Origin of the sequence: Cytobacillus firmus (genome assembly GCF_023612095.1) — a bacterium.
Classification (GTDB): domain Bacteria; phylum Bacillota; class Bacilli; order Bacillales; family Cytobacillaceae; genus Cytobacillus.
Map to the genome: position 1 here is coordinate 188,012 of NZ_CP086235.1, position 23,919 is coordinate 211,930.

The 23,919-nt window shown below is 45.1% G+C and carries 20 protein-coding genes and 4 tRNA genes; 23 read left to right on the forward strand and 1 reads right to left on the reverse strand.

All coding sequences use genetic code 11. The features are described from left to right. The first annotated feature begins 96 nt into the window (after positions 1-96). Positions 97-810 (forward strand): DUF554 domain-containing protein, encoded by a 714-nt coding sequence (locus tag LLY41_RS01015; protein ID WP_076262927.1) that lies wholly within the window; start codon positions 97-99, stop codon positions 808-810. 444 nt (positions 811-1,254) lie between these two features. Here the strand turns inward: LLY41_RS01015 and yyaC are convergent, their stop codons facing one another. After that, a complete protein-coding gene (gene yyaC / locus LLY41_RS01020) occupies positions 1,255-1,884 on the reverse strand; it encodes a spore protease YyaC (RefSeq protein WP_304586679.1) in 630 nt (209 codons plus the stop codon). Between the two features lie 354 nt (positions 1,885-2,238). On the opposite strand from yyaC, the gene LLY41_RS01025 reads away from it, so the two are divergent. The 22 genes from LLY41_RS01025 to LLY41_RS01130 all read left to right on the forward strand — a co-directional run bounded on the left by LLY41_RS01025 (position 2,239) and on the right by LLY41_RS01130 (position 23,714). Then, positions 2,239-3,129, forward strand: coding sequence for a mechanosensitive ion channel family protein (locus tag LLY41_RS01025; RefSeq protein ID WP_095245555.1), 891 nt, complete (start codon positions 2,239-2,241; stop codon positions 3,127-3,129). A gap of 2 nt (positions 3,130-3,131) precedes the next feature. Beyond that, complete coding sequence (locus tag LLY41_RS01030) at positions 3,132-3,329, forward strand: DUF951 domain-containing protein (protein WP_061793278.1); 198 nt, start codon at positions 3,132-3,134, stop codon at positions 3,327-3,329. A gap of 27 nt (positions 3,330-3,356) precedes the next feature. Further along, positions 3,357-5,351: a molybdopterin-dependent oxidoreductase gene (locus tag LLY41_RS01035; RefSeq protein ID WP_304586680.1), complete on the forward strand. Its 1,995-nt coding sequence runs from the start codon at positions 3,357-3,359 to the stop codon at positions 5,349-5,351. A gap of 163 nt (positions 5,352-5,514) precedes the next feature. Continuing rightward, complete coding sequence (gene ychF, locus LLY41_RS01040) at positions 5,515-6,615, forward strand: redox-regulated ATPase YchF (protein WP_095245557.1); 1,101 nt, start codon at positions 5,515-5,517, stop codon at positions 6,613-6,615. A 472-nt stretch (positions 6,616-7,087) separates the two neighbouring features. Continuing rightward, a complete protein-coding gene (gene rpsF, locus LLY41_RS01045) occupies positions 7,088-7,375 on the forward strand; it encodes a 30S ribosomal protein S6 (RefSeq protein ID WP_076262938.1) in 288 nt (95 codons plus the stop codon). A 36-nt stretch (positions 7,376-7,411) separates the two neighbouring features. Further along, positions 7,412-7,924, forward strand: a complete 513-nt coding sequence (gene ssb / locus LLY41_RS01050; protein WP_076262941.1) for a single-stranded DNA-binding protein — start codon at positions 7,412-7,414, stop codon at positions 7,922-7,924. A 58-nt stretch (positions 7,925-7,982) separates the two neighbouring features. Beyond that, on the forward strand, positions 7,983-8,222 hold the full coding sequence (rpsR, locus tag LLY41_RS01055; RefSeq protein ID WP_009332461.1) for a 30S ribosomal protein S18: 240 nt from the start codon (positions 7,983-7,985) through the stop codon (positions 8,220-8,222). Positions 8,223-8,423: 201 nt separating this feature from the next. Beyond that, positions 8,424-9,359 carry a YybS family protein gene (locus LLY41_RS01060; RefSeq protein WP_304586681.1) on the forward strand — a complete coding sequence of 312 codons (936 nt, stop codon included), beginning with the start codon at positions 8,424-8,426 and terminating at the stop codon, positions 9,357-9,359. 31 nt (positions 9,360-9,390) lie between these two features. After that, entirely contained in the window at positions 9,391-11,364 is a 1,974-nt protein-coding gene (locus tag LLY41_RS01065; protein WP_095245560.1) for a DHH family phosphoesterase, read from the forward strand. Continuing rightward, complete coding sequence (gene rplI, locus LLY41_RS01070) at positions 11,361-11,807, forward strand: 50S ribosomal protein L9 (protein WP_035328283.1); 447 nt, start codon at positions 11,361-11,363, stop codon at positions 11,805-11,807. Before LLY41_RS01065 ends, rplI begins: the two co-directional genes overlap by 4 nt. Positions 11,808-11,984: 177 nt before the next feature. Further along, on the forward strand, positions 11,985-13,349 hold the full coding sequence (gene dnaB / locus LLY41_RS01075) for a replicative DNA helicase (protein ID WP_035328281.1): 1,365 nt from the start codon (positions 11,985-11,987) through the stop codon (positions 13,347-13,349). 203 nt (positions 13,350-13,552) lie between these two features. Further along, positions 13,553-14,845: an adenylosuccinate synthase gene (locus tag LLY41_RS01080; protein ID WP_035328278.1), complete on the forward strand. Its 1,293-nt coding sequence runs from the start codon at positions 13,553-13,555 to the stop codon at positions 14,843-14,845. A gap of 739 nt (positions 14,846-15,584) precedes the next feature. Further along, positions 15,585-15,660 (forward strand) — tRNA-Lys (locus tag LLY41_RS01085). Between the two features lie 14 nt (positions 15,661-15,674). Then, positions 15,675-15,746 (forward strand) — tRNA-Glu (locus tag LLY41_RS01090). Positions 15,747-15,807: 61 nt separating this feature from the next. Further along, positions 15,808-15,884, forward strand: a tRNA-Asp gene (locus LLY41_RS01095). 215 nt (positions 15,885-16,099) lie between these two features. Beyond that, positions 16,100-16,172 (forward strand) — tRNA-Phe (locus LLY41_RS01100). Positions 16,173-16,540: 368 nt separating this feature from the next. Further along, positions 16,541-18,019 carry a M23 family metallopeptidase gene (locus LLY41_RS01105; protein ID WP_304586682.1) on the forward strand — a complete coding sequence of 493 codons (1,479 nt, stop codon included), beginning with the start codon at positions 16,541-16,543 and terminating at the stop codon, positions 18,017-18,019. A gap of 211 nt (positions 18,020-18,230) precedes the next feature. Then, positions 18,231-18,938, forward strand: coding sequence for a response regulator YycF (yycF, locus tag LLY41_RS01110; protein WP_095245564.1), 708 nt, complete (start codon positions 18,231-18,233; stop codon positions 18,936-18,938). A gap of 8 nt (positions 18,939-18,946) precedes the next feature. Continuing rightward, positions 18,947-20,776 carry a cell wall metabolism sensor histidine kinase WalK gene (gene walK, locus LLY41_RS01115; RefSeq protein WP_095245565.1) on the forward strand — a complete coding sequence of 610 codons (1,830 nt, stop codon included), beginning with the start codon at positions 18,947-18,949 and terminating at the stop codon, positions 20,774-20,776. Beyond that, on the forward strand, positions 20,773-22,113 hold the full coding sequence (locus LLY41_RS01120; protein ID WP_095245566.1) for a YycH family regulatory protein: 1,341 nt from the start codon (positions 20,773-20,775) through the stop codon (positions 22,111-22,113). The genes walK and LLY41_RS01120 overlap by 4 nt, the downstream gene beginning before the upstream one ends. Next, the gene (locus tag LLY41_RS01125) at positions 22,100-22,912 is read left to right on the forward strand and encodes a two-component system regulatory protein YycI (RefSeq protein ID WP_095245567.1); all 813 of its coding nucleotides are present in this window, start codon (positions 22,100-22,102) and stop codon (positions 22,910-22,912) included. The genes LLY41_RS01120 and LLY41_RS01125 overlap by 14 nt, the downstream gene beginning before the upstream one ends. 7 nt (positions 22,913-22,919) lie before the next feature. After that, positions 22,920-23,714 (forward strand): MBL fold metallo-hydrolase, encoded by a 795-nt coding sequence (locus LLY41_RS01130; protein WP_095245568.1) that lies wholly within the window; start codon positions 22,920-22,922, stop codon positions 23,712-23,714. Positions 23,715-23,919: the final 205 nt, after the last annotated feature.

A 23,919-nucleotide genomic window follows, 5' to 3' on the forward strand; every position in this document is an offset into this window, starting at 1 on the left:
TTTACAGGATTTTATAAAAAAGGATTGTAGGCTCAGGCCATTCGTGGTAATTTTAATAGAAAATAATTCGCATTGCGAAATAATAAGGTGAAGAGTATGTTTCTACTGGGTACACTTGTGAATGGATTATTGATTATTATTGGAACACTGCTCGGGAAATTGCTCCATCGCATTCCCGAAAATATGAAGGGCACTGTCATGCATGCAATTGGCCTTGCGGTCATGGTGCTCGGCCTGCAAATGGGCTTTAAAAGCGAGAATTTCCTCGTGGTGATTTTGAGCCTTGTGTTCGGAACGGTGATTGGAGAGTATTTTGCTCTCGAAGATAAGCTCAACAAGCTTGGCGATTGGCTTGAAAGCAAAATTGGCTCGAAAGGCCAAGGCAGCATTTCGCAGGGCTTCGTAACCGCTACGCTGATCTTTGTCATCGGTGCTATGGCCATTATCGGAGCGCTTGACAGCGGCATCCGCGGCGATCACTCCGTGCTTTATACCAAATCGATTATCGACGGCTTCACCTCCCTCATCTTAACGACTACATTAGGGATCGGTGTGCTCTTCTCAGCTTTTCCGGTGATGCTGTATGAAGGACTCATTGCCCTATTTGCCACCCAAATCGACCGGTTTGTCCCCCAGCTTCTGATGGACAGCTTTATCAAGGAAATGACCGCAACAGGAGGAATCATGATTTTTGCGATTGGGCTGAATTTGACAGGCATTACGAAAATTCGCGTGGCGAACCTGCTTCCGGGAATTGTGGTTACGGGAATTATTGTGTCGGTTGTTTATTTTTATGGGATTTATTTTTAGATGAAGGGATGTGCATCGTAAGCACGGTCGCTGGTGTGCTTGCGGTGCATTTTTTTGCTGGAATGGTGTTAAATCTGGCTGGAGCCGCGCGGAATCACGAATTAAGTGTGCGAGGTTTGTGCTCAAGTCAGCAGTTTTTCCGGGAAAATGAGCGTGCTTGGCGGTTTATAACAGGTTTGTGAATATATCTAGCATGATTTGGGTTTTATCTAGCATGTATGTGAATTTATCTAGCAAATTTTGAAGTTTATCTAACAAGTTTCTAATTTTATCTCACATTTGCCACACTTCCTCGTTACAGAAAACGGAATTGACGATCAAAACAGAGAGCAGGACGAGCGCGAAAACATGAAGGACCCCGCCCACAAAACGGATGTATGCACAATCCCCCTCCCCTGCCCAACAAAAAACCGCAGGCTCACTCCCCTGCGGCTTTCCACTCTATTAAGGTGTTTGTTCACGGTTCAGTTCCCACTTAAATGCAGGCCATGCCGGCGCTGTCTGGTGGGTCAGGCTGGCTTCATAGATGCCCTCCGCGATGGTTTTCGCCATTTTCAGGACGAGATTGAGTCTGGTGTTCTGGAGGACGAAGAATTCCATGAATCCACTGACGTTGACGATGCCGGTGATGTGCATGTCCCCTACTTCCGGCAGGTCTTTATTGACTCCGGCACCCGGTTTGACCGGGCCTTCTCCAATTTGGATGACTCCGACGCTCTTCAGACGGCCGAGGCATGCATCGATTCCGATGATAAAGGGGTTAAAGTGCTTCTTTTTGATTTCGTTCAGTTTTTCCTCAAGGTTCACGGCATGGATCGGGTCCTCCAGTGTTCCGTACACATGGAAAGATGACATGGATTTTTCCTCAAGGAGTGTGCCGACCAGCGGACCTAATGAATCGCCTGTAGAGCGGTCTGTGCCAATGCAGACAAAAACGATGGGACGGCAGCCGATGCCCGCAGACAGAATATTCTTCAGTTCAGCAGCCAATTTTTCTGCAGAGTTTGTTTCTTCATGCGAGATTCTGGCAGAAGCCCCGCCTTTTTTATCAAACAAGTTTGGTTTGAAGTTCATATAGGTCCACTCCCTCTTTAATCCTTGCCATGCCCGAAAAACAAGTATTTATACGTTTTTAACAGTATACGGAATTTTTGTGTAATCTATACATACCTGTATTATTTAATCGTTAAACAACCGGTTTTTTAACTGTTAAGCCATGAGAAAAATTGATAAAATAATTTTGTTTTACAGAGGGATTCGCACTGAGGGACGAGATGCAGTATAATTCATTCAAGATAAAGACTGGAAATTTTGAACGCGATAACTGTCCAGCTCCAGGCGCCATCGGCTCTCGGGTCTAAGCTTGTCGCCGATAAGCGGGCGCCTTCCGCTTTTATATATTTTCACTAAAAATGAGCAGGTGAAACCATGAGTCCTATTGAAATTATGATGCACAGTATGATAGATAAGATTTCGAATGAAGAAACCTGGATCACGATCGGGGAAGGCATTTTTAAGATTGTGGCCATTCTGATTGTGACGAGCATCCTGATCAGGATCGGGAAGCTGGCGATCCGCAATATTTTTAAGCTGAGAACGCCGTCCAGGCTGCGAATCTCAGAGCGCAGGGAAGCCACCCTTTTGAAGCTGCTGGAGAATATGCTCACCTATGTGGTGTTTTTCGTTGCGGCGATCATGATCTTATCGGTGCTGACAATTGATGTAAAAGCCCTTTTGGCCGGTGCCGGAATCGTCGGGTTGGCTGTCGGGTTTGGAGCACAGAGCCTTGTAAAGGATATTATCACCGGATTTTTCATTATTTTCGAAGATCAGTTTTCGGTTGGGGATTATATCCGGGTTGATCAATTTGAAGGTACAGTGGAAGAAATCGGACTTCGGACGACGAAGATTAAGAATTGGACGGGTGAGGTTCACATCCTCCCCAACGGAAGCATTATGCAGGTGACCAATTTTTCATTAAATAATAGTGTGGCATTTGTGGATGTCAAGATTTCGTATGAAGGCGATATTGTAAAAGCCGAAAAGGTTTTGCAGGAGCTGTTTGAGAAGCTGCCTGAGAAGTATGAGGATATGGTGAAAACACCGGAAATCCTTGGAGTTCAGAACCTGGCTGCTTCGGAAGTGGTTCTGAGAGTTGTTTCGGAGACACTGCCCATGAGGCATTTTTATATAGCGCGCCAGCTGCGGAAGGAAATTAAGCTTTGTTTAGATGAGCATGGCATTGAAATTCCGTTCCCGCGCCTTGTGATGTACACACGGAATGAGCAGGATAACCCAAAACTGAATGCGGAGGGATAAACATGGAGCAAAAAGAATTTGATTTACATGATGTCGTGGAAATGAAAAAGCCTCACCCATGCGGGGTAAACAAATGGAAAATCATTCGGATGGGAGCAGATATCCGCATTAAGTGCGAAGGCTGCGGACACAGCGTAATGATCCCAAGAAGGGAATTCGCCCGCAAGATGAAGAAAATTCTTGTTAAGCATGAGGAATAAGAGACAAACTGCAGGGAGATGAGATTGGTGGCACAAACATTTAAGTCAGCCTGTCCCCTTAACTGCTGGGACAGCTGCGGCTTTCAGGTAACCGTGGATGATGGTAAAGTAACAAAGGTAGATGGCGATCCGGACCATCCGATCACAAAGGGGAAAATTTGCGGCCGCGGCAGAATGCTTGAAAGCAGAACCATTTCTCTAGAGCGCCTGCTTCATCCGCTGAAAAAGGTAAATGGAGAATTTATGCCCATTTCCTGGGAGCAGGCTTTGCACGATATTTCCCTGAAAATGAAGGAGCTAAAAGAAACGGCTGGAACCACTTCAATTCTTCACAGCCATGATTATGCCAATGGCGGTTTGCTGACGAACCTGGATCAGCGCTTTTTCAACTGCTATGGCGGCGTGACTGAATTAGTAGGGTCAATCTGCTGGGGAGCCGGCATTGAGGCTCAGAGCTCAGATTTCGGAGATGCGTACAGCCATGCTCCTGAAGATATTTTGAACAGCAGGCACATTGTTGTCTGGGGCAGAAATGTTGCCCGCACCAATATGCACCTGTATCAAAGGCTGCAGGAGGCAAAGAAACAGGGTGCCAAATTATATGTGATTGATCCGATTTATAATGCGACGGCTAAAATGGCCGACCGCTATTTTTCCATCAAGCCGGGGATGGATGGCTGGCTTGCGGCCGGCATCATGAAGGAAATGCTCCGTCTGGGATTGGAAGATAGAAGTTTCATAGATACCTATTCAGTTGGTTTTGAAGATTTGATTGAATTGCTCGAAAGTGTAACGCTTGAGGAAATCGCAGAGAAAACGGAAGTGCCTGCTGAAGTGATGACCGAGCTTGCAGCGGTGTATGGCAATCGCCCCGTGTCCACTTTCTTTGGCCTGGGCATGCAGCGCTACGAAAACGGCGGGAATACGATCAGGCTGATGGATGCTTTGATTGCCGTGAGCGGCAATATCGGGATTCCGGGCGGCGGTGCAAACTACGCCAACAGACAGGTAGGACAGAGCTTTGATGCGGCTGCCCTCACCCTCCCTGAGCGGAAAACAGCCTTCAGGCAATTTACGATGATGCGGCAGGCAGAAGGGATTTTAACAGCAAAAGATCCTGAGATTAAGATGATCTTCGTTACGTGCGGAAATCCTTTAACCCAGGTGCCTGACTCTTCAAGGGTACGCGAGGCTTTTGCATCTGTTGAGACCGTTGTTGTGATGGAGCAGTTTATGACAGACACGGCTAAAATGGCAGATTACGTTCTGCCTGTTGCAACCGTGTTTGAACAGGAAGATCTCTATTATTCTTCCATGTACCATCATTATGTCAATCATGGCCCGAAGTTGGCTGAACCGCCAGGCGAAGCGAAGCCTGATTTATGGGTATGGACCGAGCTTGCCAAACGACTCGGATTCGGAGCCGATTTCGATTTTACAAGAGAAGAATTCATCAGCCTGGGCCTTGGAACGCTTAAAGAACAGGGGATTACACTTGGTAGCTTACGGAATTCCCACCATATGGAACTTCCGGTTGATACGGTGCCCTGGAGAGACCGCCAGTTCAAGACACCAAGCGGCAAATATGAATTTACCTCGTTCCGAAAGGGTTCCGAAAGCAGGCTGACACTCGCTCTTCCACGGGAAACCAAATGGACCGATAAAGAGCGTGCCGAACAGTTTCCTTTTACCCTGCTGACGATTCATCCGCTCCGGTCCAACCATTCGCAGCATTATCACCTATTGAAGCCGGAGCCAAAGGCAAAGGTGGAAATTGCCGATAATATTGCCGAAAAGCTTGGCCTGCAGGAGAACGATTACGTCAAAGTGTGGAATGACCGCGGGGAAATGAATGGCTATGTCCATATCATGAAAAAAGCCCATCCGGATACCATCAATATCGATGAAGGGATCTGGGCAAAATTCGGCGGCCCCGTCAATAACCTTACATCCAGCCGCGAATCGGACAACGGCCTTGGCAGCACATTGTATGACTGCCTTGTGAATATTGAGAAGATTTAATAGCAGGGGTGACAGGTACCTATACCACTTAGCCTAAGTGGTATAGGTACCTGTCACCTTTTCTTTACATTTCTCCGGCAACTATCTATAATTGTTAAAGGCTTGTTTAAATGAGAATCAATCGTATTTTTTATAGATGAAATTAGACTGAGGAGTGACTTGGATGGCTTTAACAGCTGGTATTGTAGGTTTGCCGAATGTCGGGAAATCTACGTTGTTTAATGCAATTACCCAGGCGGGAGCGGAGTCTGCGAACTATCCGTTCTGTACAATTGATCCGAATGTAGGGATTGTAGAAGTGCCTGATCACCGTTTGAATAAATTAACTGAATTGGTTCTGCCGAAAAAAACTGTGCCAACGGCTTTCGAATTTACGGATATTGCCGGCATCGTAAAGGGTGCGAGCAAAGGGGAAGGTCTTGGAAACAAATTCCTGTCCCACATCCGTGAAGTAGATGCCATCTGCCAGGTTGTCCGCTGTTTTGCGGATGACAATATTACACACGTCGCGGGGAAAGTGGACCCGATCGATGATATCGAAGTCATCAACCTGGAATTGATCCTGGCTGATCTTGAGTCGGTTGATAAGCGAATTGGCCGTGTGAGCAAGCTGGCTAAGCAGAAGGATAAAGATTCTGTGATCGAGCTTGAAATTCTGGAGAAATTAAAAGAAGCGTTCGAAAACGATAAGCCAGCCCGTACGGTCGAGTTTACAGAAGAGCAAATGAAGATTGTAAAAGGTCTTCACCTGCTGACAATCAAGCCGGTGCTTTACGTGGCAAACGTAAGCGAGGACGATGTAGCGGATCCTTCTTCTAACGAATATGTGCAGCAGGTAAAAGAATTTGCCGCAAAAGATAATGCGGAAGTGATCGTTATCTGTGCAAAAATCGAATCTGAAATTGCAGAGCTTGACGGGGAAGAAAAAGAAATGTTCCTTCAGGAGCTAGGCATCGAAGAATCCGGACTTGATCAGCTGATCAGAGCAGCCTACAACCTGCTTGGACTGGCAACTTATTTCACAGCCGGCGTACAGGAAGTCCGCGCCTGGACATTCCGCAAAGGCATGAAGGCTCCTCAATGTGCGGGAGTTATTCACTCCGACTTTGAAAAAGGCTTCATCCGTGCAGAAACGGTTTCCTATGACGACCTTGTCGCTGCAGGCAACATGACAGCTGCAAAAGAAGCAGGAAAAGTCCGCCTCGAAGGAAAAGAATACATTGTTAAAGACGGAGATGTCATGCACTTCCGCTTTAACGTTTAATTATTTTGGGACCTCTATTTTTAGGGGTTCTTTTTTATGATTATTTTAATAAGGCTGTTTTCGCAAGGTTTGTTGCTTATTTGTATCTTATTTACTGAGTTGATTGGAGCGGAAGGTGCGAGATCCTCGAAAATGCTAACGCATTTTCTTCGTGCGGTGTTTCTCGGGGAAGCATATTCAACGTCCAGCGGGAGTAGCGGGACAGGTGAGACCCCGCAGACGCAGAGCGTCGAGGAGGCTCACCGCCTGCCCCGCGGTTCGCTGAGCAGCCTGGAGCGGAAATCAACGGACAACATTGAAGGATGAAAAACAACAATATATACGAAAAGAGCCTTCTAAATAATCTTCCATCTTCCAATTCACTCTAGTGTTATTGCTTTTACATATTTAATGTGCTATAATTTCAACTTGTGAGTAATGTATATTGCTCCTTGCCCTTTGTGGGCCGTTAGACCAAAAGGAGGTGAAAGTGATGAGAAAGTACGAAGTTATGTACATCATCCGCCCAAACATTGAAGATGAGGCTAAAAAAGCCCTAGTTGAGCGTTTCAACACAATCTTAACTGACAATGGTGCGGAGGTTTCTGAATCAAAGGATTGGGGTAAGCGTCGCCTTGCATACGAAATCAATGATTTCCGCGATGGCTACTACCAGCTTATGAACGTTAATGCTGAAGCAACAGCAGTTGACGAGTTCACTCGTTTAGCTAAAATCAGCGAAGACATCATCCGTTACATCGTTGTTAAAGACGAAAAATAATAGATATAGCCATTTTACCGAGAGGAGTTGATTCTGATGATGAACCGTGTTGTTCTTGTCGGACGTTTGACAAAGGATCCTGATTTGCGGTATACCCCGAACGGAGTTCCTGTCGCTTCATTCACTCTTGCCGTGAATCGTACTTTTACGAATCAGCAAGGTGAGCGGGAGGCAGACTTTATCAACTGTGTGGTATGGAGAAAGCCAGCTGAAAACGTAGCAAATTTCCTTAAAAAAGGAAGTCTTGCAGGTGTAGATGGCCGGATTCAGTCCCGCAGCTATGAAGGCCAGGATGGAAAGCGCGTTTACGTGACAGAAGTCCAGGCTGAAAGTGTGCAATTCCTTGAGCCGAAGAATAGTTCTGGCGGCCAGGGCGGCGGTAATCCGAACTACGGCGGTCCAAAAGATCAGGATTTCCCATTTGGAAATAACAGCAATCAGAATCAACGCCAGGATAATCGTAATCAGGGCAACTATACTCGCGTGGATCAGGATCCATTCGCAAATGACGGCCAAATCGACATTTCTGATGACGACCTGCCATTCTAATAGTGCCCGATTATGAACGGAAATATATAAAATAATAAGCTAAAGGAGGTAACTGACCATGGCTGGAGGACGCAGAGGAGGACGTGCTAAACGTCGTAAGGTTTGCTTTTTCACTGCAAACGGAATCACTCACATCGACTACAAAGATGTGGATCTTCTAAAAAAATTCATCTCTGAGCGCGGTAAGATTTTACCACGTCGTGTAACAGGCACTAACGCTAAATACCAACGTAAATTAACGATTGCTATTAAGCGCGCTCGCCAAATGGCATTACTGCCATACGTTTCAGGTGAATAATAATTAGAGAAAGACGCTGGTATCCGGCGTCTTTTTTTATTATGTTCTCCTTTATTACGGGGTGTATTAAAGCTAAAATCCCTTCTGAAATCGCGAAGGTTGAACCTTCATTTAATACTAGCTACAATAGAGCTTATATGAGTTCAAAAAGCCGGGAACAGATTTCCTCCTTTTTGGATACACAGTTTGAGGGGTGTATCAATGAATAATGTACATAAATTAACAGAAGGTGCTGTGCTTCTCGCGGTTTTTGCCGTGCTTCTTCTGATTTCGCTCTATGTGCCGATTCTCGGTAGCGTTTCGGTTTTCTTCCTGGCTCTTCCGTTTATTATGTTTGCAGCGAAAAATAACCGGATGGGCGCGATTGTCTTTCTGACGGGAGCCGTTCTGCTATCCCTGATTATCGGATCCATCATGGGCATTCCGCTTGCTCTGACATTCGGATTGACCGGTACGGTAATCGGTATGTTTATCAGGGAAAATAAAGGACGGACTTCTTCCTTTATTGCGGGCACGCTCGTATTCCTTGCAGCCCTTTTGCTTCAATATGCTGCAGCAGTTGCCTTTTTTAATATCAATATCATTAAAGAAGGCATCAGCATGATGGAGGAGTCCATTAAAATCTCACAAGGAATGCTCGAAGGCTTCGGGCAGAACGCAGATAAAGCAGTCGAGCAGCTGACAGCTGGCCTGAAAATGATTGAGACCTTAACGCCGAGTTTATTTGTCATGACATCGGTCATTTCTGTTTTTGTCATTCAGCTTGTTTCCTTTCCGATTGCCAAACGATTCGGTATTAAGATTGAAGGCTTTAAGCCATTCAGGGAAATGAGCCTGCCGAAAAGCATATTATGGTACTATCTCATAACCATTATTGCTTCGTTCCTTTTTAATCCGTCAGAAGGAAGCTACTGGTTTATGGCACTTGTCAATATTGCCTTCATTCTGCAGATTTTCATGGTCATTCAAGGCCTGTCCCTGATTTTCTTTTTCAGTCATTTAAAGGGATGGCCGAAAGCCGTGCCTGTCCTTGCTGCTGTATTTACATTTCTTATGCCATTTCTCCTTTATATTGTGAGGATATTAGGTATAATTGACTTAGGATTTGATTTAAGGCAAAGATTAGGAAAAAAGTGATGAACAACACTACTGTTTAGGAGCTGAAAACATGCCTTCGTATTTAGAAAAGCGGTCCATACGCTATCCGATTTTTGGATTGATGGGCATAACAGTGGTGCTTCTCGGTATATTGGCGTACTACAATTGGCTTTCTGCATTAATTGGGCTGTTTCTGGCCATCCTTCCTTTCTACTACCTTTTTCAGCTGAATCAAAAGCACCGGAAGGAGACGGAAGAATACATTTCTACCCTTTCCTACAGGGTGAAAAAGGTCGGCGAAGAAGCTCTTATGGAAATGCCGATTGGAATCATGCTGATTAATGATGATTATTACATTGAATGGACTAATCCCTTTTTAGCATCCTGCTTTGATGAAGATACGCTAGTCGGAAGATCGCTTTATGATGTCGCGGATTCGCTTGTTCCGCTGATCAAACAAGAAGTGGAAACAGAAATTATTACGCTTCATGACCGCAAATTCCGGGTGATCCATAAACCGGAAGAACGACTTTTATACTTTTTTGATGTCACGGAACAAACTGAAATTGAGAAAATGTATCAGGAAGAACGGACAGTGATCGCCATCATCTTCCTTGATAATTACGATGAGATGACCCAGGCGATGGATGACCAGACGAAAAGCAGTCTCAACAGCCTGGTGACCCAGATATTGAATAAATGGGCACAGGATAATGGGGTCTTCCTGAAGCGGGTGTCATCTGAGCGCTTTATCGCCGTATTTAATGAACATATTCTGCAGCTTCTTGAAAAAGGGAAGTTCACGATTCTTGATGATGTCCGGGAAACCACATCCAAGCAAAATGTGCCTCTTACGTTAAGCGTAGGTGTCGGCACTGGGGTCTCTTCCCTTCCTGAGCTTGGTTCACTGGCCCAGTCCAGCTTAGACCTGGCATTAGGCCGCGGAGGAGACCAGGTGGCCATTAAACAGACCAGCGGGAAAGTCAAATTCTTCGGGGGAAAAACCAACCCTGTTGAAAAAAGAACCCGGGTCCGTGCACGCGTCATTTCCCATGCGCTGAAGGAATTGATATCGGAAAGCGATAAAGTGATTATCATGGGCCACAAAAGCCCGGATATGGATGCGATTGGAGCCGCCATCGGCATTCAGAAGGTAGCGCGACTGAATCAGCGTGAGGGCTATGTAGTGGTGAATTTCAATGAACTGGATACAGGTGTCAGAAGGATGATGAAGGAAATTGAAAAGAACGAAGAGCTCTTTTCGAAATTCATCACACCGGAACAGGCAATGGAAATTGCCACGGACGATACCCTGCTCGTGGTTGTTGATACCCACAAGCCATCCATGGTAATTGAGGAAAAGCTGCTTCATGCGATTGAACATGTGGTCGTCATCGACCATCATCGCCGCGCTGAAGAGTTCATTCATAATCCGCTGCTGGTTTATATGGAGCCATACGCTTCCTCTACAGCAGAACTGGTGACAGAGCTTCTGGAGTATCAGCCGAAAAACGGCAGAATTGAAATGCTGGAAGCAACGGCCCTGCTTGCCGGGATCATTGTCGATACGAAGAGCTTCTCACTGCGGACCGGATCGCGGACATTTGATGCGGCTTCCTACCTGCGGGGACAGGGGGCAGATACCGTGCTCGTCCAAAAGTTCTTAAAAGAGGATGTTGATACTTACATCAAGCGGGCGAAGCTGATTGAAACCGTTCAATTTTACAAAGAAGGCATTGCGATTGCCAAGGGTGAGCCGGATCAGATATTTGATCAGGTGCTGATTGCCCAGACGGCAGATACCCTGTTGACGATGGATGGCGTAGTTGCTTCATTTGTCATCTCAAACCGCTCTGAAAACATGATAGGGGTCAGCGCACGTTCCCTCGGGGATATCAATGTCCAGGTGATCATGGAGAATCTCGAAGGCGGCGGGCACTTAACAAATGCTGCCACACAGCTTCAGGATGCAACACTTGATGATGTTGAAGTCCGATTAAAAGAAGCTATAGATGAATACTTTGAAGGGAGAAAAAAGGAATGAAAGTAATCTTTTTAAAAGACGTTAAAGGCAAAGGGAAAAAAGGCGAAGTAAAAAATGTAGCAGATGGCTATGCACATAACTTTTTAATCAAGCAAGGGCTTGCTGTCGAAGCAAACCAATCGAGTATCAGCAGCCTGAATGCTCAAAAGAAGAAAGAAGAAAAGCTTGCTGCTGAAGAGCTTGCTGATGCAAAAAAACTGAAAGAAACACTTGAAAAGCTGACAGTTGAATTTACTGCGAAATCAGGTGAAGGCGGCCGCCTGTTCGGCTCGATCACAAGCAAGCAAATTGCTGAAGAGCTTCAAAAGAAGCACAGCATCAAAATCGACAAACGCAAGATCGAAATGGAAGATGCGATCCGCACACTTGGATACACAAAGGTTCCAGTCAAGCTTCATACAGAAGTAACCGCAACATTAAACGTACATGTAAAAGAAGCATAAAGCTAAGCCGATAAACTAATATTGGAAGTGGCTTTTGCCGGTAAACATGTTAAAATAAAAGGGTTGATTAAAAATGTGATCAGTTTTTGCTGGTCACATTTTTTAAAGGGATTATAAAGAATTTTTATATAAATATAGATTTTGTTTTACGCTTTTATTTTAAGGAGGTTTAATGAGATGAGTGATTTATTCGCGGATCGGCTCCCGCCTCAGAATATCGAAGCGGAACAGGCTGTACTTGGGGCAATCTTTCTTGAACCCTCCTCTCTTACACAAGCATCTGAGATCTTGATACCTGAAGACTTCTACCGTGCGGCCCATCAGAAGATTTTCAATGTAATGCTGAAGCTGAGCGATCAGGGGAAAGCGGTCGACTTAGTGACCGTGACAGAAGAGCTCAGCGCAGCAAAACTGCTGGAGGATACCGGAGGGGTCAGCTACTTAAGTGAACTGGCCGGCTCTGTTCCGACAGCGGCAAATATCGAGTACTATGCAAAGATCGTGGAAGAAAAATCACTGCTTCGCAGACTGATCCGGACGGCAACGGGCATTGCCCAGGACGGTTATACGCGCGAGGATGAAGTGGAAGTTCTGCTTGGGGAAGCAGAGAAAAATATCATGGAGGTTGCACAGCGCAAAAACGCCGGTGCCTTTCATAATATTAAGGATGTATTGGTGCGGACCTACGACAATATCGAGGAAATGCATAACCGTAAAGGGGATATTACCGGGATTGCGACTGGATTTACCGAGCTTGACCGCATGACAGCCGGCTTCCAGCGAAATGATCTTATCATTGTCGGTGCCCGTCCTTCCGTAGGTAAAACAGCCTTCGCCCTGAATATCGCGCAAAATGTGGCAACGAAGACCGGGGAAAACGTTGCGATCTTCAGTCTGGAGATGGGTGCCGAACAGCTGGTCATGCGTATTCTCTGTGCTGAAGGGAATATTGATGCCCAGAGGCTTCGTACCGGCTCTCTGACAGATGAGGACTGGGGAAAACTGACGATGGCGATGGGAAGCCTGTCAAATGCGGGTATTTTCATTGATGACACGCCGGGTGTCCGCATCCAGGATATCCGTTCCAAATGCCGCCGCCTCAAACAGGAGCATGGACTTGGCATGATTCTGATCGACTACCTGCAATTAATCCTCGGAAGCGGACGTTCAGGAGAAAACCGCCAGCAGGAAGTATCTGAAATCTCACGTTCCCTAAAACAGCTGGCACGTGAACTTCAGGTCCCTGTGATCGCCCTTTCCCAGCTTTCCCGTGGAGTGGAACAGCGTCAGGATAAGCGCCCGATGATGTCGGACATTCGTGAATCAGGAAGTATTGAGCAGGATGCCGATATCGTGGCATTCCTATACCGCGATGACTACTATGACAAAGAATCCGAAGATAAAAACATCATCGAAATCATCATCGCCAAGCAGCGTAACGGCCCGGTTGGAACCGTTCAGCTGGCATTCGTAAAAGAGTATAATAAGTTCGTAAACTTAGAGAAACGCTTTGATGATTCATTCGCGCCGCCTGGTGCATAAAGAGGGCCTGCATGCTGCAAGTCCTCTTTTTTATATTTGTATTTTCATTGTTTTACGAACATATTTTCATATTTTTATTAAAATTGTTCGTGTTTTATTGACTATCACACATCACCTTGTTAAACTAAGATGGTTGAAATAAGTTACTTAATTAAAAATGAAAATAAATTTTAAAACCATGGGATTCCCGGAGGTGCTTTTTAATGTCATCAGTAGTAGTAGTTGGAACACAGTGGGGAGATGAAGGGAAAGGAAAGATTACAGACTTCCTTTCTGAAAATGCAGAAGTGATCGCACGTTACCAAGGCGGAAACAATGCAGGACATACAATCAAATTCAATGGCGAGACTTATAAGCTTCACTTAATTCCATCTGGAATATTCTATAGCGATAAAATTTGCACAATCGGAAACGGAATGGTTGTTGATCCAAAAGCGCTTGTAAAAGAATTGGCGTACCTTCATGACAAGGGAGTTACAACAGACAACCTGCGCATTTCAAACCGCGCTCATGTCATCCTTCCTTACCACCTGAAGCTGGACGAAGTAGAAGAAGAGCGCAAAGGTGCGAACAAAATCGGTACAACGAAAAAAGGAATCGGCCCTGCTTATATGGATAAAGCAGCCCGCAACGGAATTCGCATCGCGGACCTTCTTGACCGTGAAGTATTTGAAGAAAAGCTTGCGCGCAACCTGGAAGAAAAGAACCGCCTGCTTGAGCGCTTCTATGAAACAGAAGGATTCAAAATCGAAGACATCCTGGATGAATACTACGAATACGGCCAGCAGATCAAGCATTATGTCTGCGACACGTCTGTCGTGCTTAACGACGCATTGGATGACGGCCGCCGCGTGCTGTTCGAAGGTGCACAGGGAGTTATGCTGGATATCGATCAGGGTACGTACCCATTCGTTACATCCTCTAACCCGGTTGCCGGCGGTGTAACAATCGGTTCTGGTGTTGGTCCTACTAAAATCAAGCATGTTGTCGGTGTATCAAAGGCCTATACAACTCGTGTAGGAGACGGCCCATTCCCGACTGAGCTTGATAATGAAATCGGCAACCAAATCCGTGAAGTCGGCCGTGAATACGGTACAACAACTGGCCGTGCCCGCCGTGTCGGCTGGTTCGACAGCGTGGTTGTCCGCCATGCCCGCCGTGTCAGCGGCATCACAGACCTTTCTCTTAACTCCATCGACGTATTGACTGGAATTGAGACATTAAAAATCTGTACAGCTTACCGTTATAACGGAGAAGTGATCGAAGAATTCCCTGCAAGCTTAAAAGTACTGGCTGAATGTGAGCCGGTATACGAAGAGCTTCCAGGCTGGACAGAAGACATTACAGGCTGCAAATCACTTGATGAGCTTCCTGCCAATGCCCGCCACTACCTGGAACGCGTTTCCCAGCTGACAGGAATTCCATTATCCATCTTCTCAGTCGGCCCGGACCGTACACAGACAAACGTAGTGTTAAGCCCATGGAGACAAAACTAATACTTGATTGGAAAAGCCCTGATAGGATTGGGGCTTTTTTTTTATTGGGAGAGGGCGTGCGACTGGCTGGTTGTGGCTCCTGGGGGCGGGTTTGGACAGTGTGAGGGGGAAAAGGCGGTGCTGAGTCCGAAGATGGGTCAGGTTTAGACAGTGGGAGGGGAAATTGTCGTTTTTGAGTCGGAAGTTGGGTCAAGTTCAGACAGATGAAGGAGAAATTGATGTTTCTGAGTCCGAAGTTGGGGCGGGTTCTGACAGAGAAGTGGAAAATGACCGGTGTTGAGTCCGAACCCGCCCATCTGGTTTTTAATAGAGAAAAAATAAAAAAGAGGAATAAACAAAGATAATTAGGGAAATGAATCCATAAACCGGGGAAAAGAATGCATAAATTGGGGAAAGGAACCCTCAAACCGGGGAAAAGAATACCCTTTTTTAGGGAAAACCCATCCCAACCAAGTGGCTGCAATTTAGTAGTCTAACACCTCCTGCTGCAGTTTTCCCGCAAAAAATAATTTTTTATAAAAAAGTTATTGCGCTTTTATAAAACTCTATGATATTATAAAAAGCGTCGCCAAGGTAGCAACCTTGGAATCACTCATAGTACGAGCCATTAGCTCAGTCGGTAGAGCAGATTGCAGCATCAGTGAATTTCTTCACCCGAATAGCAATCTGTGACAAAGCACGCAGGGCTTTGGAACATCTGACTTAGCAGTATCAGGCTTTAGGAAACAGAGTTTAGTATGAGCCATTAGCTCAGTCGGTAGAGCATCTGACTTTTAATCAGAGGGTCGAAGGTTCGAGTCCTTCATGGCTCACCATTTATACTTTTTATGGCCCCTTGGTCAAGCGGTTAAGACACCGCCCTTTCACGGCGGTAACACGGGTTCGAATCCCGTAGGGGTCATGGCGAATAACCGTCAGCAAACAGCTGGCAAGCCCAGCTTACTTGCTGGCGGTTATTATTTGGTCCGGTAGTTCAGTTGGTTAGAATGCCTGCCTGTCACGCAGGAGGTCGCGGGTTCGAGTCCCGTCCGGACCGCCATTTACATAATCTGCTTCATAATAGCGTACCGATTGCCAAATCGGGACGAAGGACGAAGCCAAACAGTATTTAGGCGTTAATAATTTAATAAGGCTCAGTAGCTCAGTCGGTAGAGCACGACCGAATAAGCTCCCTTGAATCACTTCAGCGTACCGATTGTCAAATCGGGACGAAGGACGAAGCCAAACAGTATTTAGGCGTTAATAATTTAATAAGGCTCAGTAGCTCAGTCGGTAGAGCAAAGGACTGAAAATCCTTGTGTCGGCGGTTCGATTCCGTCCTGAGCCATCCCAAGAAGGAGTATGTAACCAAGCATGCTCCTTTTTGTTATATTTCTGTAATATAATTGCTTTTCTGCATAAAGCCTGTGTAATTTAGACGCAAGCTCACCTTCATTTTTTCGCACCCCTAACAAACCCTTGCCAATAGGGATTATTTCCTATCCTTCATTCGACAAAAACCATCACCTGGCTTTGCTATTAAAAGTCATAAAATGTCAGATATTATACAGTTTTGTTACATTCCTGAGTCTCGTAATCTATTTGCTTTGCTATATGGTAAAGTAGGAATTGTGAAAAAATCAGATTCACAAATTCGTAGTTACATAGCACTATATGAAAGTGTTGTTTGTTACCGTAGTCTAGGGGGATGTAACCATGTTTAAATGGATGAAAAAAGATACCTCATCATCAGAATTTACAGCGAAAAGCTTTAAGAAAACTATAAATAGAACGATCGCGGCCGGCTTTGCAGCGGCGGCTTTAACATTCGCAGGCGGCGTTTCCGCTTCTGCCAATGATGATAAGCTCGTGACCGTTTATTATGTCTATATGGGTGACGAATATATTGGAACGGTGTCGGATAAAAGTGTCATCGAAGATTTGGCTGATCAAAAGATCAGTGAGGCTGAAGGTTCCCATAAGGGATTAAAGCTGGCGCTGGCATCGGAGCTTTCCTTTGTTCCTGAGCAGGTTTTTGAATCCAGCTCAGAAGTAAATGAATCAGAAGCCATCGATGGCCTAAAAGACAAGATGGAAGTTCATGCCGAAGCAGCTGCCTTGGTGATTGGCGGCAAGGAAATCGCTTATATGGAAAATGAGGAGCAGGCAAAAACGGCCCTTCAGAAAATCAAGACATCCTATGTATCAGAAAAAGACATAGAGGCACTCGAAGATAGAAAAGCATCTTCTGCAACTCCTTTACCCAAGCTGAAGGAAGATGAAACACGTCTTTTAGATGTCCGCTTCACGGAAGATGTTTCCATTTCTGAAGCAACTGTGAAACCGGATGAGATCATCAGTGCAGATGAGGCTGTGAAGCTTTTGCAAAAGGGAACTCTTGAAGAAAAGAAATATGTGGTTAAAGCTGGCGATGCACTAAGCAATATCGCAAGTGCCCATGACCTCGATATGAAGCAATTGATCGAACTGAACAGCGGCCTTAAGAACGATTCAGTCATTAAAGCAGGCCAGGAATTAAATGTGACTGTCTACAAGCCATATGTAAAAGTGTTAGCAGATAAAGAAGTTTTCAAAAAAGAAAAAATCGATTTTGAAAAAGAAATCGTCGAAGACAGCAGCATGCCTAAAGGCGAAACGAAAGTGAAGCAGGAAGGCAAGGAAGGCGTTCGTGCTGCAACCTATCTGATTACGGAAGAAAACGGCCAAACGGTCAAAAAAGAAGTAAAAGACGAAAAGGTTCTTGAAGAGCCTGTGAAGCAAATTGTCATAAAGGGAACAAAGGTGATTCCATCCCGCGGTGAAGGCAGCTTTGCCTATCCGGCAGTCGGCGGCTATATCTCCAGTAAAATGGGATACCGCTGGGGCAAAATGCATAAAGGAATTGACATTGCAAGACCGAGCGACCGCACGATCAAAGCAGCCGATAACGGTACAGTTGTCTCTGCAGGCATGGATGGCGGCTATGGAAATAAAATCGTCATCGACCATAACAATGGCTTCCGCACGATTTATGCCCATCTGGATTCCATCAGTGTCAGCGTTGGCCAAACCGTCTCAAAAGGCTCAAAAATCGGCATAATGGGAACTACTGGTGATTCAACCGGTGTTCACCTGCACTTTGAAGTATACAAAGACGGTAAAAGGCAGGATCCGCTAAAATATATAAATAAATAAATAACACACGCAAAAAAGTCTCTAGTTTTCATGCTAGAGACTTTTGTGGTTAAGAATAAGAAATATGTGTCAGAGGCAGGCAGGGGCTCCAGCTTTTCGTAATAGGTGAATTCTCACTGTTAACATGGTAAAGTAAAGTAGAGAACATATGCATGAAACTGACTTCTACTGCTCCAAAAATAAATAAATGAGCAAGAAAAAGGAGATAGGTATGGATAAAAAAATTCTGGTTGTAGACGATGAGAAACCAATTGCAGATATTCTGCAGTTCAATTTAAAAAAAGAAGGCTATGAAGTGGTGTGTGCCTATGATGGCAATGACGCCCTTGAAAAGGTGGAAGAAATCAAGCCGGACTTGATTTTGCTTGATATCATGCTTCCGCAGAGGGATGGCATTGAGGTTTGCCGCGAAGTGCGCAAGAAATACGATATGCCGATCATTATGCTGACAGCAAAAGATTCTGAAATTGATAAAGTTCTGGGTCTTGAGCTGGGTGCAGATGATTATGTAACAAAGCCGTTCAGCACGAGAGAACTGATTGCCCGTGTGAAGGCTAATATGAGGCGCCATCAGCAGGTTGCCAAGGCAGAGGAAGAAGATGAATCCAACGAAATCGAAGTGGGTTCACTGACAATCCATCCGGATGCCTACGTGGTTTCCAAACGCGGTGAGACGATTGAATTAACACACCGTGAGTTTGAGCTCCTTCACTACCTGGCCAAGCATATTGGACAAGTCATGACGAGGGAACATCTTCTTCAAACCGTATGGGGCTATGATTATTATGGTGATGTCCGTACAGTTGACGTAACCGTCAGGAGACTGCGGGAAAAAATCGAGGATAATCCAAGCCACCCGACATGGATCGTGACAAGAAGAGGAGTCGGTTATTACTTGCGGAATCCTGAACAGGAGTAAAAGGGTACATGGAAAAGGTGGGTTTTTTTCGGTCCATTCATTTGAAGTTTGTGATCATTTACGTTCTTCTCATCCTGGTAGCGATGCAGATTATCGGAGTCTACTTTGTCAGGCAGCTGGAATCGACCTTACAGGAAAATTTCAAAGATGCCATTCAGGAGAGGGTTAATCTTCTCAGCTATTATGTGGAGGAACAGATGACCAAGGTAAGGCTTCCCGATGAGGAGGCCCCTTCCCTCGAGGAAGATATCAGAAGGCTGTTAAGTGATTACAATTCTGCGGATATATCCGAAGTCCGTGTCATTGAAGGAGAATCACTGAGGATTCTTGGCACCTCTGATCCCGATAATCAGGGGGTTGTCGGGGGAAGGTCCACGGATAATCTGATCAAGATGGCCATCGCCACGAAACAGCCGGTGAAAGAGGATTTTGTTGACCAGGGACAGCGGATATGGGTTCTCGTCACCCCTATTAAAAATAATAATGGGGAAGTCAATGGAGCCATCTATCTGGTTGCTAAAATAGAAAACATCTATGATCAGATGAGGCAGATAAATAATATTTTCACATCCGGCATAGCCATTGCATTAGCCATCACAGCAATTCTGGGAATACTCCTTGCCCAGACGGTAACACGCCCGATTTCCGATATGCGGAAACAGGCGCTGGCCATGGCAAAAGGGAACTTCTCCCGCAAGGTTAAAGTTTATGGATATGACGAAATTGGCCAGCTGGCCATTACGTTTAACAGCTTAACAAAGAAACTTCAGGAAGCGCATGCCACAACGGAAGGCGAACGGCGGAAATTATCCTCTGTTCTTTCCTATATGACCGATGGAGTTATCGCTACCGACCGCAAAGGCCGTGTCATTCTCATTAATGAGCCTGCAGCAAAAATGCTGAATGTTTCACGTGAAACGGTCCTTTCTTCACCGATTGTATCCCTCTTAGGCCTTGAAGAGGATTATACCTTTGAAGAGCTTTTAAATGAGCGGGATTCAGTCATCCTGGATTACAGCACCAAAACGAAAACGCTGATTCTCCGTGCAAATTTCTCGGTTATTCAAAAAGAAACCGGTTTTGTGAACGGCTTAATCACCGTTTTGCATGATATCACCGAGCAGGAGAAAATTGATATGGAACGCCGCGAATTTGTGGCGAATGTATCACATGAACTCAGAACGCCGCTCACGACGATGAGAAGCTATCTGGAAGCTCTGGCAGATGGCGCCTGGAAAGATGAGGAGATTGCCCCGAACTTTCTGGATGTCACCCAAAATGAAACAGAGCGGATGATCCGCCTGGTTAATGACCTGCTGCAGCTTTCCAAAATGGACAGCAAGGATTACCGTTTAAGCAAGGACTGGATTGATTTCATTTTCTTCTATAATAGAATTATAGACCGTTTTGAAATGACGAAGCAGCAGAATGTTTCGTTTGAAAGAAGGCTTCCGGACCATTCGGCTTTTGTGGAAATCGATAAGGACAAGCTCACACAGGTACTGGACAACATCATCTCCAATGCACTGAAATACTCTCCGGAAGGCGGAAAGGTGACGTTTGGCATTGAGGAAAAAGATGAATTCATTATCGTCAGCGTTTCTGACCAGGGTGTGGGAATACCAAAAGAAAATATTGAGCAGATTTTTGAGCGTTTTTACCGGGTGGATAAAGCCCGCACAAGAAAGCTTGGCGGAACAGGCCTCGGTTTGGCCATTGCGAAAGAAATGGTGGAGGCTCATGGCGGGAAAATTTGGGCAGCGAGTACAGAAGGGAAAGGGACAACGATTTCATTCAGCCTTCCATATGTTCGCTCGGAAGAGGATGATTGGGAATGAAATATGAAAATATAAAATCCATCATACTGACCATTCTAGTCGTGACAAGTGTCCTCCTGACCTGGAATCTCTGGACCTACCAGCCGGCTTTTGAGCGAATTGAAAAAGAAGCAAACACCATTCAGGAAGTGACAATCGCCGAGAAAAAAGAAGTAAATCAGATTGTAAGACCGGACACCCTCTTATTCCATCTCAATGAAAAACAAACCTTCGGCACGGCCAGTCCCGGTGAGATTGATAAGGTTATAAACGAAATCAGCGATTGGAACTTTGCTGACTTTGAAAATATCAAAGAGGAAGCAGACATCCTTCCATCGTTTGTTCATAATGAAGGAAAAGCGGTTCTGGCATTTCCGGATTCTGTTCCGATTGACTTATATAAATCCGTCATTAAAATTGGCGATAAAAATCTCACTGATTTTCAATTTGATCATATTGTCATTGATACCAGGCAAACGGGTAAAAAGGAAGGAATTGTTGATTTTGTCTCATTGGATAACCGGCAGATTTATCGAAGCCATGTGCCTGTTTCCTTTATTCAGAATTTCAAGAGCCAATACTTCAATCTGTCGGAATATAACCCGGAATACAGAGCCTATCTTGCTTATAAGCCATCTGATAAAAGAACCATCTACCTGCCCGCACAGGATACCAAAATGCCAAGATATCAATATCTCGAGAAAAAATTGGACTCTGAACAATACAAAAATGCCTTGTTCAGTGATCCGGGTGTCGTGCAGAAAAGCTTTCAGCAATCAGAGGATGAATATAATGATACCTTAAGCCTGCTGAGGGTGAATTCTGATAAAAATACCCTTCGTTATATTAAACCGGCAGCCGGGGATAATCCGGCATTTCCGTCAGGCGACCTCCTGAAAAGGAGCATTGATTACATTAACGGACATTCGGGATGGACAGATAATTATCAATTCGCCGAAATAGATGAAGTGAACCATCGGGTTGTATTCCGGATGTATGAATCTTCGGGCTATCCTATTTTCAGCGATGATCCGAAACTGTCTGAGATCCGCCAGATTTGGGGGCAAAATGAAATTTATGAGTATGTTCGAAGCAGCTTCCAGCTTGGACTGAGTACGGAAACGCCAACAGAAGTATCTCTCAGTTCCGGAAATCGCGTAATGGAGTACCTGTTGGCCCTTGAGGGATTCGATCCGGAATTGCTGGAGGATGTAAGACTGGGGTATCAGATGATGCTGGTCAAGGAAGCGCAGACCACCTTTATCCGTCTGGAGCCTTCCTGGTTTTACCGTTATGAAGGAACGTGGAAGAGCATTTCGCTTGATGAGACAGGGGGCATGAATAATGGATTGGAGTAAGATTAAAACAATCTTTATTTTAACCTTCCTGGTGCTGGATATTTACTTGATGTACGAGTTTTTCAAATTAAAGGAAGCCAGTGAATTTGAACCGGTCGCCCAGGCATCCCTGGAAAAACAGCTTAAGAGTGCCGAAATCACATTTGAGTCACCGCTTCCGAAAAGCAACCCGAAAGACCGTTACTTGAGGGCTAAGCCGGTGGAATTTGATATTGAAGAGCTTGAGGACCTGAAAGAAACAAAGCTTGAAGGCCAGGAGATTACGATTTCAGAAGGAACCACCCTGAACTCAGTTCTGGATGAGCCGATCAAGATCAGTGACAAGTTCAGTCCATCCGAATTATCCGCTTTTATCAAAAACAGGGTGTTATTCGGGGATCAGTACCGCTTCTGGGACAAGCCCGAAGACAGCAATAAAATCACGTATTATCAGGAATTTGAAGACAAGATGTTTTATATGAATTTAAATGGCGAGCTCACATTTTATTTAAATGATGAAAATGAAATCGTCTCTTACAAGCAGACACTTCTGGAAAAGATTGAATCGAAGGAAGAGAGCGAAAAAGTCATTCAGCCGATCAAGGCTGTCGAGACCCTTTACAAGAATGGCTCGCTTCTGCCTAAATCAAAAATCACAAATGTAGAGTTGGGTTATTTTACCTTCGTGCATTTGAGCTCTTCACAATTATTGACGCCTGCCTGGCGATTTGTCATTAATGGCGAGGAGAATTTATTTGTGGATGCCTTTGAGGGCAAAATTATTCAGCTTAGCAACGAAGAGAAAAAAATAGTGGAGTGAGGAAAACATGTCTTTACAATTCAGCGTTCTTGCGAGCGGCAGTACGGGGAATGCGATCTTTGTCGAGACGGAGGGACATTCCTTTCTGGTAGATGCCGGTTTAAGCGGGAAGCAAATGGAAGGATTATTTCAGCATATTGGCCGGGACATCAGCAAGCTTTCAGGCATACTGGTGACCCATGAGCATAGCGACCATATCAAGGGGGTCGGGATTCTTGCCCGGAAGTATAAGCTACCGATCTATGCCAATGAAAAAACGTGGCTGGCCATGGACGGACTGATTGGGCAAGTGCCGGTTGACCAGAAGTTTCATTTTGATATGGAAGCCGTGAAAACATTCGGATCCCTGGATATTCAATCCTTCGGTGTGTCCCATGATGCAGCCGACCCAATGTTTTATGTGTTCCATGATAACGGGAAAAAGCTTGTACTGATTACCGATACAGGCTACGTCAGCGACCGCATGAAAGGCCTGATTTCTAATGCAGAGGCTTACGTCTTTGAAAGCAATCATGATGTCCAGATGCTTCGCATGGGCCGCTATCCGTGGAATATTAAAAGAAGGATCTTAAGCGATGTCGGCCATGTATCCAATGAGGATGCAGCGCTGGCGATGAGTGAAGTGGCCGGCGACCGGACGAAGAGCTTTTATCTTGCCCATTTAAGCCAGGATAACAATATTAAGGATCTGGCGAGAATGTCTGTCGCCCAGACATTGGAAAGCCGCGGAATCATTGTCGGCGAACAATTCGACCTTTTGGATACCGATCCGAAGGTCCCGACGATTTTAACAGCTGTTTAAACATAAGAGGAATACACAGAGAGACAGCTGTCTTTCGTGTATTCCTCTTTTTCTTTTTGAGGAAATTTTACTAAAGTATGAACAAAGTCGTAAGATTGCGTCAGCGAATGCGTTTTTGTTAGATTTCTAAAAACAGAAGAGTATAATATTGGGTATAAAGGAAGACTAAGTTCTAGCATTCATATTAAAAACAGCCGTTTTTTTT